Below are 16,002 nucleotides of genomic sequence, written 5' to 3' on the forward strand. Positions count from 1 at the left end.
GCGATCACGCTTTAAGTTCACATCCAAGCCAGCCGCGACCGGATTGCGGCATAAGTTGCAAAGGATAACTCCATGGCAAAGCAGATTGAATTCGGCCTTGATACATTCGGCGACGTGACCCGTCTGCCGGGCGGCAAGCCCACCTCGCATGGCCAAGTGTTGCGCGAATTGATCGCCGAGGGCGAGTTGGCCGAACAGGTCGGCGTCGATGTCTTTGGCGTCGGCGAGCACCACCGCGCCGACTTCGCCGTCTCGGCGATCGAGCCGGTTTTGGCCGCACTGGCGGTAAAAACCGAAAAGATCAAACTCGCCTCGGCCGTGACAGTCCTATCCTCGGACGATCCGATCCGCGTCTATCAGCGGTTCTCGACCGTGCAGGCGCTGTCGAATGGCCGCGCCGAGATGATTTTGGGCCGTGGCTCGTTCACGGAATCCTTCCCACTGTTCGGCCTTGATCTGTCGGATTACGACAAGCTGTTCAGCGAAAAACTGGATCTGCTGTCGCTGCTGTTGAAAGAGGAAAAGGTTAGCTGGAAAGGCACCATCCGCCCCGAGCTGAAGAAAGTCACCGTCTATCCCCGCCCCGAAGCCCCGATCAAAACCTGGATCGGTGTCGGCGGCAGCCCCGAATCGGTGGTGCGCACGGCCTCGTACAACATGCCGATGCTGCTGGCGGTCATTGGCGGCGCGGCCAGCCGGTTCAAGCCCTATGTCGACCTGTACAAGCGCGCCCATGACCAGTTCGGTACCAAGCCGCAGCCGATCGGCATGCATTCCCCCGGCCATGTCGGCCCCACCGACGCCGAGGCGCAGGAGGAATATTTCGAGGGCTACCAAAAGATGCATGCGCTGATCGGCAAAGAGCGCGGCTGGCCGCCCCTGCAAAAGGCCGATTTCCTGCGCGAAATCAGCCATGGCTCGCTGTATGTCGGCGGCCCCGAAACCGTCGCCCGCAAGATCGCCGATAACGTCAAGGCGCTGGATCTGGATCGCTTTACGCTGAAATACAGCGCAGGCCCGCAGCTGTTCAGCACCCAGATGCGCGGGATCGAGCTGTTCGGCACCAAGGTGATCCCGCTGGTGCGCGATATGCTGGCCTGACGGCCGCTAAGCCTGAAAAGACATGCCGCCCCGGACCTGCCGGGGCGGCATTTTTTTATTACAGCGCGGCGCTGAACATCAGCGTGCGGCTTTCCTCGCGGCCAAAGCCCTCGATCTCGATCCGGTCATCCAGCACCGAGATAATCGCATAGGCGGTGGTGTCGGGCGTATCGACCATACCTTTGAAGTTCACGAAATGCTGGCCAGCGTTCTCGCCGTAATTGCCTTCGTGGTTATGGCCGTTGAAATAGGCCATCACATTGCCATAGCGCGCCAGCAGGGCAACAATCTCTTGGTCGTTCCACAGGTTGTGGTTGTTCGCCGGAAAGACGGGGTAGTGGCACAGGATGATCACGCGTTCATCCGCTGCCTCAGCCGCATCAAGACAGGCCTCCAGCCAGACCATCTGCTCATCCGACAGCGAGCCGTTCCAGCTTTGCGCATTGGGGGCGCCCGCCTCGCGCAGCGCGGCCAGACGCTGGGCCGCAACCTCGCGGCGGGGATCGCCCACAGGCGGGGCAAAGGTCGACACGTCATTGCCGTCCAGCACGATAAAACGCACGCCTTTGACGGCGAAATGGTAATAAGGCGCGGGCATACCCACCGTGCGCACCACCGAGGGCAGCCATTCGGGCACGAAATCGAAATCATGGTTGCCCAGCACGAAGTGATTCTTGTGCTTTGACTTGTCATAGACTGGCAGAATGTGACTGAAGCTTTCCCAATGGCGGTCGATGATATCGCCAAGGGTCACGACAAATTCCAGATCGTCATGCGTGTTCAGATCGGCAATCGCCGCGTCCAGCTTCCACAGGGAATTGGCATAGAAGCGCACGCCTGCAGCATTGGGGACAACCGGCGCATATTGCGGGTCGGTGATCAGGCCAAAGCGGAACGGACCGCGCGCCTCGGCTTGCGCTTGTGCAGGCGTTGCGCCCATCAGCGGCGTCAGCAGTGCGGCGGCGGGGCCAGCGGCCAAAAGATTGCGACGGGTGACCATTCGGTGTCCTTTCACGTCAGAAGTGTCAGGACATGCGGCTAAGGGCGCAATTTGAACGGAAAATGACAAACATGCGAATTTTATCCGCATCAGCGGGGATGCGCGCAGGCGATTATCATATGTGGGATTGTGGCAGGGGCAGCAGGGCTTGAACCCGCGACCTACGGTTTTGGAGACCGTCGCTCTACCAACTGAGCTATACCCCTAGGCCAAGAACCGAGTAATCGGAATAACCGTCTGACGCAAGAGGTCTTACGCCATTTTAACCCAGTTGCCGCAAAGGAAAAGGGCCGCCCATTGGGCGGCCCTTCCAAGTTCACTGGTTGCCCAGATTACTTGATGATGCGTGCGACGACGCCTGCACCGACGGTGCGGCCGCCTTCACGGATAGCGAAGCGCAGCTTCTCTTCCATGGCGATCGGCGCGATCAGCGTGACGTTGAACTTCAGGTTGTCGCCCGGCATCACCATCTCGGTGCCCTCGGGCAGCTCAACAGTGCCGGTCACATCGGTCGTGCGGAAGTAGAATTGCGGACGGTAGTTCGCAAAGAACGGCGTGTGACGGCCGCCTTCTTCCTTGGTCAGGATATACGCCTCGGCTTCGAACTCGGTGTGCGGGGTAACCGACTTGGGCTTGACCAGAACCTGGCCACGCTCAACGCCTTCGCGGTCGATACCGCGCAGCAGGATACCAACGTTGTCACCAGCTTCGCCGCGGTCCAGCAGCTTGCGGAACATCTCAACGCCCGTGCAGGTCGACTTCTTCGTGTCGCGGATGCCGACGATCTCAACTTCGTCGCCAACGTTGATCACACCGCGCTCGACGCGGCCGGTCACCACAGTACCACGACCCGAGATCGAGAAAACGTCCTCGATCGGCATCAGGAACGGCTGGTCAACAGCACGTGCAGGCGTCGGGATATACGTGTCGACAGCAGCCATCAGCGCGCGGACCGAGTCCTCGCCGATGTCTTTGCGCTCGCCGATCAGCGCCTGGTGCGCCGAACCTTGGATGATCGGAATGTCATCGCCGGGGTACTCGTACGACGAGAACAGCTCGCGGATTTCCATTTCGACCAGCTCGAGCAGCTCTGCGTCGTCAACAAGGTCAACCTTGTTCATGTAGCAGACCATGTAGGGAATACCCACTTGGCGGCCCAGCAGGATGTGCTCGCGCGTTTGCGGCATCGGGCCGTCCGACGCAGCACAGACCAGGATCGCGCCGTCCATCTGGGCAGCACCGGTGATCATGTTCTTGACGTAGTCGGCGTGGCCGGGGCAGTCAACGTGCGCATAGTGGCGCGCTTCGGTCTCGTATTCCACGTGAGCGGTCGAGATCGTGATGCCGCGTGCACGCTCTTCGGGCGCACCGTCAATTTGGTCGTATGCGCGGAATTCACCGAAATACTTCGTGATCGCAGCGGTCAGCGTCGTCTTGCCGTGGTCAACGTGGCCAATCGTGCCAATGTTAACGTGCGGTTTGTTACGTTCAAACTTTGCCTTTGCCATGATGGCTTCTCCTGGTGCTAGCAACAGCGGCTTTCGCCGCTGGACGGGGTGCGCCGTGGCCACCCGGCCCCGATTCACTTCGGGCGCGACATATGATTTTTAGGCCGCTGAATCAAGAGACCGGGCGCGACCCCAAAAGGTCAAGCGCCCGGTCGCAGCATTTCAGCAACGTCAGTTGAAACGGTTATCCCTGGGGAAACCGCGCGGCGCCATGCGGCCGGTGCCTGCGCGCTTGCCCAGCCATTCGCTCAGATCAGGCTCGGACCGCGTGCGGCCGCCGCTTTCTTTCCACGAAAGGCCCTGCGCCAAGGTCAGCGTGACCAGATCCGACAGCCCGCCATCCTTGAACTTTTGCAGCTTTACGCCTTTGCCGCGCGCCATTTCCGGCAGCTCGTCCAGCGCGAAGACCAGCATCTTGCGGTTATCGCCGACGCAAGCGACGTGATCGCCTTGCACGGGCTTCACGATCAGCGCGCTCGCGCCTTCGGACAGGTTCAGCACCTGTTTGCCCGCACGGGTCTGCGCGATCACATCATCCTCGGCCACGATAAAGCCATCGCCCGCGCTCGAGGCAAGGATCAGTTTTTGCCCCGGACGGTGGATCAGCAGATCGACGATTTGCGCGTCATTGGGCAGATCGACCATCAGGCGCAGCGGCTCGCCCGTGCCGCGCCCGCCGGGCAGGTTCGCGGCCAGAACCGTATAGAATCGCCCGTTCGAAGCAAAGGCCAGCAGCCGGTCAGTCGTTTCCGCATGGAAGGCAAAACGGGCTTTGTCGCCGTCCTTGAACTTCATCTCTTGATCCAGCGCGATATGGCCCTTCATCGCGCGAATCCAACCCATGTCAGAACAGATCACGGTGACAGGCTCGCGTTCGATCATCGCTTCCAGCGGCACATCGGCCACTTCTTTGCCCTCACCAAAGGCGGTGCGACGCGCGCCGCCCTTGCTGGTCTTGCCGAACTGTTTACGCACATCCTTTAACTCGTCCGAAATGCGCGACCATTGCAGCTTTTCGTCGCCCATCAGCGCATGCAGCCCAGCGCGTTCGGCCTGCAAGGCGTCACGCTCGTTCACCAGCTCGATTTCCTCGAGGCGGCGCAAGCTGCGCAGACGCATGTTCAAGATCGCATCGGCCTGCACTTCGGTCAGACCGCCCGCCGCGACCGGACGGCCCAGCGGCGAGACATAACGGCTTTCATCTGCTGCACGCGGGATTTTCAGGCCCCAATCCTCGGCCTGCAAGGCGGCCTTTGGGTCCTCGTCATAGCGGATGATGTCGATGACGCGGTCAAGATTCAGATAGGCGGTGATAAAGCCTGCCAGAACTTCCAGCCGGTGGTCGATCTTTTCCAGCCGATGCGTCGTGCGGCGTTGCAGCACCTCGCGGCGGTGATCAAGGAAGGCGCGCAGCACTTCCTTCAGCGAGCAGACCTTGGGTGTTACGCCGTCGATCAGCACGTTCATGTTCATGTTGAACCGGATTTCCAGCTCGGAATTCTTGAACAACATGCCCATCAGCATCTCGGGCTCGATGGTGCGGACGCGCGGCTCGATGACGATGCGGACGTCATCGGCGCTTTCATCGCGCACATCGGCGAGGGCTGGCACTTTCTTCAGGGCGATCAGCTCGGCCAAACGCTCGATCAGCTTGGATTTTTGCACCTGATAGGGAATTTCGGTGACGATGATCTGCCATTGGCCACGGCCCAGATCCTCGATTTCCCATTTCGCGCGCAGGCGGAAGGCGCCGCGACCGGTGCGATAGGCCTGGCGGATATTCTCGGGGTCTTCGACGATCACGCCGCCGGTGGGGAAATCGGGGCCGGGGATGAACGCCAGCAGCGAATCATCATCCGCACTGGGGGCGCGGATCAGATGCAGACAGGCCGAGATGACTTCGTCCAGATTGTGGGGCGGGATATTCGTCGCCATACCGACCGCGATGCCGGACGATCCGTTCGCCAGCAGGTTCGGAAAAGCGGCGGGCAGCACGACGGGTTCCTCTTGGGTGCCGTCGTAGTTGCCACGGTAATCCACTGCATTCTCGTCAAGGCCCGCCAGCAGCGCCTCGGCGGCGGCGGTCATGCGGGCTTCGGTATAGCGGCTGGCGGCGGGGCTATCGCCGTCGATATTGCCAAAGTTCCCCTGCCCGTCGACCAGCGGATAGCGAACGTTGAAATCCTGCGCCAAACGCGCCATCGCGTCATAGATCGCAGCATCGCCGTGCGGGTGAAAGTTACCCATCACGTCGCCCGCGATCTTCGCGGATTTGCGGAATCCCCCGCCCGAGGCCAGACGCAGCTCGCGCATCGCGTAAAGGATGCGGCGATGCACGGGCTTTAGCCCGTCGCGCGCATCGGGCAGCGCGCGGTGCATAATCGTCGACAGCGCATAGGTCAGATACCGGTCGCCAATCGCGCGGCGCAGCGTCTCGGTCAGCTCTTGCGGGTTCAGCGGGTCATCAGGGGTATCGGTCATGCAGCCGGTCTAACCGGCAGCGCCGAAGTTGTGAAGTCGGCATCGCGCCCTGCGTACTGGCACTAAGACGCCGAAAGGGGTAGAAAGGCGCGATATAGCCCAAAAAGGATGCGCCTGATGCTTGTGAATTTCCTGTTCGTTCTGATGTGCATCAGCATGCTGGCGACGCTGGCGGTTCTGCTGCTGGGCATGGGGTCTTTCGCCAAGCGCGGCGAATTCTATCAGCGCAACGCCAACCGCCTGATGCGCTGGCGGATCGGCCTGCAGGCGGTATCCGTGATCTTCTTCTTTGCCTATCTGGCCGCGCGGGGCCTTTAATGGTCGTGTTGAACCGCATCTACACCCGCACGGGTGATGATGGCACAACTGCCCTGTCCGATGGCAGCCGCACCGCAAAGCATGATTTGCGGGTCGAGGCCTATGGCACGGTGGACGAGGCGAATGCGACCTTGGGTCTTGCGCGCCTTCATGCCAACAGTGATGCGGCAGCGGCGATTTCCCGCGTGCAGAACGAGCTGTTCGATCTGGGCGCTGACCTGTCGCGCCCGCGCATAGATCTGGACGCGGGTGCCCCTTATCCGGTGCTGCGGATCATTCCCGCCCAAGTCGCCCGGATCGAGGCTGAAATCGACGCCATGACCGCGATTTTGCACCCCCTGCGCAGTTTTATCCTGCCCGGCGGCAGCGCGCTTGCGGCGCATCTGCATCTTGCGCGCACCACCGTGCGGCGGGCTGAACGGCTTGCCAGCCAGCTACGCGCCGCGACGGGTGATGTGAATCCGGCGGCTGTGCACTACTTGAACCGCCTGTCCGACTGGCTTTTCACCGCCGCCCGCATTGCAAATGACAATGGCGCGGCTGATATTCTGTGGGTACCGGGCGCAACGCGCGACCCCGCCTGATCCATCCCTATGCCCCAATTCCTATGCCGGAGCCAAAGATGACCCGACCCAAACCTGTCGTTCTGTGCATTCTTGATGGTTGGGGCATCGGCATTAATCCGGCAGGTGATGCGACCTTGCAGGCGGACATCCCCAATTTCAAAGCGGTGATGGCCAGCAACCCCCATGCGACGCTGATCACCTTTGGCCCCGATGTCGGCCTGCCGACCGGCCAGATGGGCAATTCCGAGGTGGGCCACACCAATATTGGCGCGGGCCGCGTGGTGGCGATGGATCTTGGCCAGATTGATCTGGCGATTGAAACCGGCGATCTGGCGCAAAATGCGGCGCTGCAAGGGTTTATCAGTGCGCTGAAAACCAGCGGCGGTGCGGCGCATCTGCTGGGCGTCATCTCGGACGGCGGCGTGCATGGGCATATCAACCATGTGCTGGCGGCGGCGCGGATCATCACAGGCGCGGGCGTGCCGGTGGTGCTGCATGCGATCACCGACGGTCGCGATGTCGCCCCCGATAGCGCGCCCGCCTTCATGCAACAGCTTGTTGATCACCTGCCCGCAGGGGCAAAGGTCGGCACGGTGATTGGCCGCTATTTCGCCCTCGACCGCGACAACCGGTGGGAGCGGGTTCAGACCGCATATGACGCCATTGCGCGCGGCCACGCCCAGCACGGCGCCCCCGATGCCGTCACCGCCGTCACCCAAAGCCATGCCGCAGGCGCGCTGGATGAATTCGTCCCCGCTACGATCATTGGCGACTACGCAGGCCTTGCGCCCGGCGATGGGCTGTTCTGCCTGAACTTCCGCGCCGACCGCGCGCGCGAGATTTTGGCGTGCTTTGCCGATCCGAAATTCGCGGGATTTGATCGCGGGCCGCTGCCGCCCTTGGTCGCGCTACTGGGAATGGTGGAATATTCCAGCCAGCTGAACGCTTGGCTCGCCACCGTTTTCCCCAAACGCAAATTGGTCAACACGCTGGGCGAATGGGTCGCAGCACAGGGCCTGACCCAGTTCCGTCTGGCCGAGACCGAGAAATACCCCCATGTGACCTTTTTCCTGAACGGTGGGGTGGAAACCCCCTATCCCGGCGAAGAGCGTCACATGCCGCCCTCGCCCAAGGTCGCGACCTATGATCTGCAGCCCGAAATGTCTGCGGCCGAGGTCACCGACACCTTCGTCGCGGCGATTGAGAAGGGCTACGATCTGATCGTCACCAACTATGCCAACCCCGATATGGTCGGCCATACCGGCAGTATTCCCGCGACGGTGAAGGCGCTAGAGGCCGTGGATAAGGGCCTTGGCCGCGTACTGGCGGCGCTGGAGCAGGCGGGTGGCGCGATGCTGCTGACCGCCGATCACGGCAATGCCGAACAGATGATCGACCCGGCAACCGGCGGGCCGCATACGGCCCATACCGTCAATCTGGTACCGGTTGCGCTGATCGGCGGCCCGGGGGGCGCGACCTTGCGCGATGGTCGTCTGGCTGATGTGGCACCGACGATTCTGGATCTGATGGGCCTGCCGCAACCGCCGGAAATGACAGGGCAAAGCCTGATCCGGCGATGAAACGGTTCTTTCCCATTCTGCTGCTGGCGGCGCTTGCCGCGCCTGTCGCCGCCCAGCAAAACACCACCGATGTGGCGCGGGCCGCAGCCGAGGCGCTGGAGGCGGCCTCGACCCGTCTGCACAATGCCCAGACCGCCGAAGACCGCATCGCCGCGCTGTCGGAAACGCTCCATGCCTATGAGGACGGCCTGAACGCCCTGCGCGAGGGGCTGCGCCGCGTGGCCGTGCGCAAGACCACGCTGATGACATCGTTCAACGCCCGCGCGGGCGAAATCGGCGATCTGTTGGCCACGATGCAAACGATGGAGCGCACGCCCACCCAGCTGCATATGCTGCACCCCACGGGCGTCGTCGGTACATTGCGCGCCGGGATGCTGATGGGCGAGATCGCCCCCGCCCTGGACGCCGAAGCCGCCGATCTGCGCGCCCAGTTGCAAGAGTTGAACGACCTCGAGCTGCTGCAAAACAGCGCCGCAACCACGCTGGAGCAGGGCCTTGCCGGCGCCCAAAGCGCGCGCGAGGAACTGGCCAGCGCCATGTCGAACCGCGCCGACCTGCCGCAGCGCTTTACGGAAGACCCCATCGCGATGAGCCTGCTGCTGACCTCGTCCGAGACCCTCTCGGCCTTTGCCTCGGGCCTGTCGCAGACGATCGATACCGAACTGGTCGAGATGGATACCGAGGCATGGAACCGCATGGGTCGGCTGGACCTGCCGGTGACGGGCGACATTTTGCGCCGCTTTAACGAACAAGATGCCGCAGGCGTCCGGCGCCCCGGACTGGTCATCGCGACCCGTCCCAATGCGCTGGTCACCACCCCGATCGCCGCCACCGTCCGCTTTGTCGGGCCGCTGCTGGATATGGGCGTTGTGGTCATTTTGGAGCCTGCACCCAATGTCCTGTTCATCATGACCGGGCTGGAACAAGGCTTTGGTGCGGTCGGTCAGATCATTCCCGAAGGCACGCCCGTCGGCCTGATGGGCGGATCATCGCCTGATGGTGACGCGCTTTTGATGCAAGCAAACAGTGGTTCCGCGCAAAACCTGTCGGAAACCCTTTATCTTGAGGTTCGCGAAGGGCAATCTGCCGTTGATCCGGCAGCTTGGTTTGCAGCACATTGAAAACCAAAATCCCCGGAACGCGGCTTTTATGTCCGCTGCAAGGATACGCATAATGAAAAAATACCTGCTTTCGGCACTGGGCGGCACCGCCCTTGGGCTTTTGGTCACCACGCAATTCGCCGCGCCCCTGCTGGCCCAGGAGGAAGGCAACCAGACCCTGTACGAGCAGCTGGACCTGTTCGGCACGATTTTAGAGCGCATCCGCGCCAATTACGTCGAAGAAGTCGACGAAAAGCAGCTGATCGAGGCTGCGATCAACGGCATGCTGACCTCGCTCGACCCGCATTCCAGCTATCTGTCGGCAGATGATGCCGCCGATATGCGGGTGCAGACACGCGGCTCGTTCGGGGGCCTCGGCCTTGAGGTCACGCAAGAAGACGGCTGGGTCAAGGTTGTCTCGCCCATGGATGGCACCCCCGCCGATGTGGCCGGGCTGCAAGCGGGCGATTTCATCACGGCTGTTGATGGTCAAAGCGTGATGGGCCTTGTGCTGGATGATGCGGTCGAACTGATGCGCGGACCCGTAGGCTCGGAAGTCACCGTGACCATCGCGCGCGAGGGCCGGTCCGAGGCATTTGACGTGACACTGGTGCGCGACACCATCCGCCTGACCGCCGCCCGCGTCCGCACCGAAGGACGTTCGATCGTCGTTCGCCTGACGACCTTTAGCGATCAGACCTATGACAATATGGCAGCGGGCATTGCCGAACAGCTGGAAGCCGCAGGCGGCATCGACAATGTCGACGGCGTCGTGCTGGATCTGCGCAACAACCCCGGCGGCCTGCTGAATCAGGCGATCTATGTCTCGGATGCGTTTTTGGAAACCGGCGAGGTTGTCTCGACCCGTGGCCGCGATCCGGTGGAAAGCGACCGCTATAACGCCACTCCCGGTGATCTGATCGACGGCAAACCTTTGGTTGTGCTGATCAATGGCGGCTCTGCCTCGGCATCGGAAATCGTGGCAGGCGCGCTGCAGGATCATGGCCGCGCGATTGTCGTCGGCACGCAAAGCTTTGGCAAAGGCTCGGTCCAAACGCTGATGCCGCTGGATGGCGATGCCGCGATGCGGCTGACGACGGCGCTGTATTACACCCCATCGGGTCGTTCGATCCAAGCGGTCGGCATCTCGCCCGACATCATCGTCGAACAGCCCCAACCCAGCCCCGACGCCGAGGAAACCGCCGCCGCTGGCGCCCTGCGCACCGAGGCCAGCCTGCGCGGCTCGCTGAACAATCCGAACCTGTCGGATGACGAACGCGAGCACCTCGAGGAACAGCGCGCACGCGCCGAGGCGACCGCCGCGCTGCGCCAACAGGATTACCAAATGGCCTATGCCATCGACATCCTGACAGGCCTTTCGGCCATGAATGTGCAGCGGGGCGCACAATGAGCGATCTGCCCTATCGCCCCTGTGTGGGCGTCATGCTGGTGAACGCGGACGGCCGCGTTTTCACCGGCAAGCGCATCGACAACCCCGGCCCCGCCTGGCAAATGCCCCAAGGCGGGATCGACGCGGGCGAGGATGCCACCACCGCCGCCCTGCGCGAGCTGTGGGAAGAAACCGGCGTCACGGCGGATAAGGTCTCGGTCGACCGGATCAGCGCGGGCACCTATACCTATGACCTGCCGCCCGAACTGTTGGGCAAAATGTGGGGCGGTAAATATCGCGGCCAGATCCAAACCTGGGTGTTGCTGCGGTTCAATGGCACCGATAGCGATGTGAATATCGCAACCGACCATCCTGAATTCTCGGAATGGCGCTGGTCGGATGTGGACCAGCTTGTGCCCGATATCGTGCCCTTTAAACGCGATGTTTATGCCGGCGTTTTGCGCGAATTTGCAGATAGCCTGTGACGACGCGTTGCAGCCGTGCTAACGGCTGCATATGAACCAGATACCTTCGCGCGAGGCGATCCTGCAATGGATCGCCGATAATCCCACCCTCACGGCCAAACGCGACATCGCCAAGGCCTTCGGCATCAAGGGCGCTGCCCGTATCGACCTCAAGCGTGTATTGCGCGAGCTTGAGGATGAGGGCCATTTGCAAAAGCGGTCGCGCAGCTATCGCGAGGCCGACAAGCTGCCCCCGATTTCCGTTGTCGAGGTCGAGGAACAGGACGCCGACGGCGATATCTTTTTGCGCCCGTTGGAATGGAATGGCGCGGGCGATCCGCCGCGCATTTTGCTGGTCGCGCAGCCGGGCGATCCCGCCATCGCTGCGGGCGAGCGGGTGCTGGCCAAGCTGACCGCCACGCACGGCGAAGATCACGATTACACTGCCCGCACCATCCGCCGCCTTGGCACCAATCCGCTGCGCATCCTTGGCGTTTACCGTCAGGACAGCGAGGGCGGTCGCATTATGCCGGTGGACAAAGCGGACCATCGGCAATGGGTTGTGGCTCAGGGCCTATCGGGCGGCGCGCTTGATGGCGAATTGGTCGAGGCCGAACAAGCCGGGCCCAAAGGGCGCCTTGGCCTGCCAAAGGCCCGTATCATCGCGCGTCTGGGCGATCCGACCGCGCCACGCGCCGTCAGCCTGATCGCCATTCGTCAACACGGCATCCCCGACCATTTCCCCGATGCGGCGGTGATGGAGGCGGACGCCGCCGAAGCTGTGACCAGCCTTGATGGCCGCACCGATCTGACGCATCTGGCCCTTGTCACCATCGACCCGCCGGACGCCCGCGACCGCGATGATGCCGTGCTGGCCGAGGCTGATCCCGACAACGCGGGCGGCTTTATCCTGTGGGTCGCGATTGCCGATGTGGCGCATTATGTGACGCCCGGTTCCGCCCTTGATCGCGAGGCGAAAAAGCGCGGCAACTCGACCTATTTCCCCGACCGCGTGGTGCCGATGCTGCCGGATCGCCTGTCGGGCGATATGTGCAGCCTGCATGCCAACGTGCCGCGCGCCTGTCTTGCCGTGCGGATGGTGATTGATGCCGAGGGCCACAAGACCGGCCATACGTTCTTTCGCGGCGTGATGAAATCGCGCGCCTCGCTGTCCTATGCCGAGGTGCAGGACGCGATCGACGGCACCCCGTCAGAGGCAACGGCCCCGCTGCTAGAGCCTGTGCTGCAACCGCTTTACGCCGCCTATGATGCGCTGCTGCGCGCCCGCGCCGCCCGTCAGCCGCTAGAGCTGGACTTGCCCGAACGCCAGATCATCCTGTCGGACGAGGGTAAGGTCACCTCGGTTGCGTTCAAAGAACGCCTTGATGCGCATAAGCTGATCGAGGAATTCATGGTGCTGGCCAACGTCGCCGCCGCCGAGGAATTGAACAAGAAAAAGACCCCGCTGCTGTTCCGCGTCCACGAGGAACCCGCCCCCGAAAAGCTCGAGGCCCTGCGCGAAATGGCGCAGGCCTCGGGTCTGCAACTGGCTAAGGGTCAGGTGCTGCACACGCGCCATCTGAACCGCCTGCTGGCGCAAGCCGCAAATTCGGATCAGGCCGAGGTCATCAATATCGCCACGTTGCGCAGCATGACGCAGGCCTATTACAGCCCGCAGAACTTTGGGCATTTCGGCCTCGCGCTGCGCAATTATGCGCATTTCACGTCGCCCATTCGTCGCTATAGCGACCTGATCGTCCACCGCGCGCTGATCTCGGCCAATCATTTCGCGGGCTATAAGCGCGACGGGCTAACGCCTGCGGATATCGAGGAATTGCAGCAAACCGGCGAGCAGATCTCGGCGACCGAGCGTCGCTCGATGGTGGCCGAACGCGACACGACCGACCGTTATCTGGCGGCATTTCTGTCCGAACGGATCGGGGCGGAGATGACGGGGCGCATCAGCGGCGTGATGAAATTCGGCCTGTTCATCCGGCTGGACGACACCGGTGCGGATGGTCTTGTGCCGATCCGCAGCCTCGGCAATGAATATTTCCATTATGACCGCGAAAGCCAGACGTTGATGGGCGGCCACAGCGGCATCGTGTTCGAGATGGGCCAGCGCGTCACCGTCCGTCTGGCCGAGGCAACGGCGGCAACCGGTGGCATCACGCTGGAATTGATCGAGCGCGACGGCCAGATCATGGCGCGCGGCCCACGCGGCGGCGGCGGCAAGAGCGGGCATCGGATGCCGGGCAAATCCCGCGCCAAACTGGCCAAGGTCGCGGCAAAGGAAAAACGCAAGGTGCTGCGCAAACGCAGTTAAGGGGAGAGGAACGGATGGATCTGGGGATCAAGGGCAAGCGCGCGCTGGTGGGGGCCAGTTCAAAAGGCTTGGGTCGTGGCTGTGCCGAGGCGCTGGCCGCGGCGGGCGTCGATCTGGTGCTGAACGGGCGCGGGATTGAGGCTTTGGAAGAAACGGCAGCGGCGATCCGCGCGCTTTATGATGTTCAGGTCACCACCGTCGCCGCCGATATCACCACCGAGGACGGCCGCGCCCGCGTGCTGTCTGCTGCGGGCCAAGTCGATATTCTGGTCACCAATGCCGGCGGCCCGCCGCCCGGCAATTGGTCGGATTGGTCCCGCGCGGATTTCATCAAGGCCTTTGACGGCAATATGCTGACCCCGATCGCGCTGATGCAGGCAATGCTGCCCGGCATGATCACCAAGGGTTGGGGGCGCGTGGTGAATATCACTTCCGCCGCCGTGCGCGCCCCGATTGCCGAGCTTGGCCTGTCAAATACCGCCCGCGCCGGTCTGACCGGCTTTGTCGCGGGCACCTCGCGTCAGGTCGCGCGTTACGGCATTGCGATCAACAATCTGCTGCCCGGCATCCACGCCACCGACCGCGCCACCAGCCTTGATAAAGGTGTCGCCGCCGCGCAGGGCATCACATTGGACGAAGCCAGCACCCGCCGGCAGAATTCGATCCCCGCGGGCCGCTATGGCACAGCGGGCGAATTCGGCGCGACGTGTGCTTTCCTTTGTTCGCAGCACGCGGGCTTTATCATCGGGCAGAATATCATGCTCGATGGTGGCTCGGCGAATATCACCATCTAATCCGTCCGTTCGGTCTGACGGGTAGGCAATTGGCCATGGCTGCGTTACACTGCCGATTATAAGGGCGAATGCCCGTTTTCAGGCCCCTCTAACCCAGGTGAAGTGAGCAGTCATGGCCCATCTTTTTCGCAGCGCAATGCTTTGCGCGACCGCCCTTACGCTGACCGGTTGCGGCTGGGGCAATGTCAGCGCCAACCGTTGGGCGAATGCTGAACAACCTGCCGCCAGCCAACAGGGAACATCCACCATGCGCGGTGCGACGAATGCAGGTTATTTGAACTGGCAGGCCAGCTTCCGCCCCCGCGCGCTGGCCGCAGGCATCAGCGCCCGCACCTTTGATGCGGCGTTCCGCAATGCCACCTATCTGCCGAATGTGGTCGAGAATGATCGCAATCAGGCCGAATTCACCCGCGCATTGGGGGCCTATCTGTCGACCGCCGCATCTGACGCGCGGGTCGAAAATGGCCGTGCCATGCTGGCGCAACATGCAAACCTGCTATCGCAGATCGAGCAGCGCTATGGCGTCGACCGCCATATTGTGGTGGCCGTCTGGGGCATGGAATCGAATTACGGCGCGCGGCGCGGTGATGTGCCGATCATTTCGGCCCTCTCGACGCTGGCCTATGACGGGCGGCGTGCCAGTTTCTTTGAAAACCAACTGATCGCCGCGCTGCGGATCATTCAGGCGAATGACACCGATGCCGAACATATGCTGGGCAGTTGGGCGGGCGCGATGGGGCATACCCAATTCATGCCGACCTCGTTTTTGGAATATGCCGTGGATTTTCGCGGCGACGGACGGCGCGATATCTGGTCGGACGACCCGACCGACGGCCTTGCCTCGACCGCAGCCTATCTGTCGCGCCATGGTTGGGTCTCGGGCCAGCCGTGGGGGGTTGAGGTGCGTCTACCCAGCGGCTTCAACTATGCATTGACCGGCAAGGGCGCGAACCGTCCCGTTTCGGAATGGGCGGCGATGGGCGTGCGCGCGGCAAATGGCAACTTGCCCGGCGGCGAGGCCTCGATCCTGCTGCCGACCGGCGCGAATGGCCCGGCGATCATGATTTTCCGCAATTTCACGGTGATCTCGCGCTATAACGCGTCGGATTCCTATGTGATTGGCGTCGGCCATTTGGCAGACCGCCTGCGCGGCGGCCCGCGATTCTCGGCCAGCTTCCCCGATGAGGCACCCCTGAACCGCGCCGAGCGCACCCAGTTGCAAGAACGCCTGACCCGCGCGGGCTATAACACCGGCGGAGCAGACGGGATTTTGGGCAGCAACAGCCTGAACGCCATCCGCGCCTATCAGCGCGCGAACGGGCTGACGGCGGATGGCTACCCCTCGCGCAGCCTGCTCGAGCGGCTGCGCTAACA

General features: G+C 62.5%; 13 protein-coding genes and 1 tRNA gene. 10 read left to right on the forward strand and 4 right to left on the reverse strand.

The features are described from left to right. The first annotated feature begins 72 nt into the window (after positions 1-72). Positions 73-1,101 carry an Atu2307/SP_0267 family LLM class monooxygenase gene (locus tag KVU_RS11160; protein ID WP_013385339.1) on the forward strand — a complete coding sequence of 343 codons (1,029 nt, stop codon included), beginning with the start codon at positions 73-75 and terminating at the stop codon, positions 1,099-1,101. Positions 1,102-1,159: 58 nt separating this feature from the next. Here the strand turns inward: KVU_RS11160 and KVU_RS11165 are convergent, their stop codons facing one another. The 4 genes from KVU_RS11165 to KVU_RS11180 all read right to left on the reverse strand — a co-directional run bounded on the left by KVU_RS11165 (position 1,160) and on the right by KVU_RS11180 (position 6,090). Beyond that, on the reverse strand, positions 1,160-2,101 hold the full coding sequence (locus tag KVU_RS11165) for a metallophosphoesterase (protein WP_013385340.1): 942 nt from the start codon (positions 2,099-2,101) through the stop codon (positions 1,160-1,162). Positions 2,102-2,231: 130 nt separating this feature from the next. Beyond that, positions 2,232-2,307, reverse strand: a tRNA-Trp gene (locus tag KVU_RS11170). A gap of 126 nt (positions 2,308-2,433) precedes the next feature. Next, complete coding sequence (gene tuf / locus KVU_RS11175; RefSeq protein WP_013385324.1) at positions 2,434-3,609, reverse strand: elongation factor Tu; 1,176 nt, start codon at positions 3,607-3,609, stop codon at positions 2,434-2,436. 171 nt (positions 3,610-3,780) lie between these two features. Then, the gene (locus KVU_RS11180) at positions 3,781-6,090 is read right to left on the reverse strand and encodes a DNA topoisomerase IV subunit A (protein WP_013385341.1); all 2,310 of its coding nucleotides are present in this window, start codon (positions 6,088-6,090) and stop codon (positions 3,781-3,783) included. A gap of 117 nt (positions 6,091-6,207) precedes the next feature. Between KVU_RS11180 and KVU_RS11185 the strand changes: the two genes are divergently transcribed. From KVU_RS11185 to KVU_RS11225, 9 genes are all read left to right on the forward strand, one after another. Continuing rightward, positions 6,208-6,408 carry a twin transmembrane helix small protein gene (locus KVU_RS11185; RefSeq protein ID WP_013385342.1) on the forward strand — a complete coding sequence of 67 codons (201 nt, stop codon included), beginning with the start codon at positions 6,208-6,210 and terminating at the stop codon, positions 6,406-6,408. Then, positions 6,408-6,992, forward strand: coding sequence for a cob(I)yrinic acid a,c-diamide adenosyltransferase (locus KVU_RS11190; RefSeq protein ID WP_013385343.1), 585 nt, complete (start codon positions 6,408-6,410; stop codon positions 6,990-6,992). The genes KVU_RS11185 and KVU_RS11190 overlap by 1 nt, the downstream gene beginning before the upstream one ends. Before the next feature lie 38 nt (positions 6,993-7,030). Next, positions 7,031-8,554 (forward strand): 2,3-bisphosphoglycerate-independent phosphoglycerate mutase, encoded by a 1,524-nt coding sequence (gene gpmI / locus KVU_RS11195; protein WP_013385344.1) that lies wholly within the window; start codon positions 7,031-7,033, stop codon positions 8,552-8,554. After that, a complete protein-coding gene (locus KVU_RS11200; protein WP_013385345.1) occupies positions 8,551-9,675 on the forward strand; it encodes a murein hydrolase activator EnvC family protein in 1,125 nt (374 codons plus the stop codon). Before gpmI ends, KVU_RS11200 begins: the two co-directional genes overlap by 4 nt. Positions 9,676-9,727: 52 nt before the next feature. Next, positions 9,728-11,065 (forward strand): S41 family peptidase, encoded by a 1,338-nt coding sequence (locus KVU_RS11205; protein WP_013385346.1) that lies wholly within the window; start codon positions 9,728-9,730, stop codon positions 11,063-11,065. Next, the gene (locus KVU_RS11210) at positions 11,062-11,529 is read left to right on the forward strand and encodes an RNA pyrophosphohydrolase (RefSeq protein WP_013385347.1); all 468 of its coding nucleotides are present in this window, start codon (positions 11,062-11,064) and stop codon (positions 11,527-11,529) included. Before KVU_RS11205 ends, KVU_RS11210 begins: the two co-directional genes overlap by 4 nt. Positions 11,530-11,560: 31 nt before the next feature. Then, positions 11,561-13,834 carry a ribonuclease R gene (gene rnr / locus KVU_RS11215; protein WP_013385348.1) on the forward strand — a complete coding sequence of 758 codons (2,274 nt, stop codon included), beginning with the start codon at positions 11,561-11,563 and terminating at the stop codon, positions 13,832-13,834. 14 nt (positions 13,835-13,848) lie between these two features. Beyond that, on the forward strand, positions 13,849-14,628 hold the full coding sequence (locus tag KVU_RS11220) for an SDR family oxidoreductase (RefSeq protein WP_014538018.1): 780 nt from the start codon (positions 13,849-13,851) through the stop codon (positions 14,626-14,628). Between the two features lie 112 nt (positions 14,629-14,740). Next, positions 14,741-16,000 (forward strand): lytic murein transglycosylase, encoded by a 1,260-nt coding sequence (locus tag KVU_RS11225; RefSeq protein WP_013385350.1) that lies wholly within the window; start codon positions 14,741-14,743, stop codon positions 15,998-16,000. Positions 16,001-16,002: the final 2 nt, after the last annotated feature.

Source organism: Ketogulonicigenium vulgare WSH-001, assembly GCF_000223375.1.
GTDB classification, from domain to species: Bacteria; Pseudomonadota; Alphaproteobacteria; order Rhodobacterales; family Rhodobacteraceae; genus Ketogulonicigenium; species Ketogulonicigenium vulgare.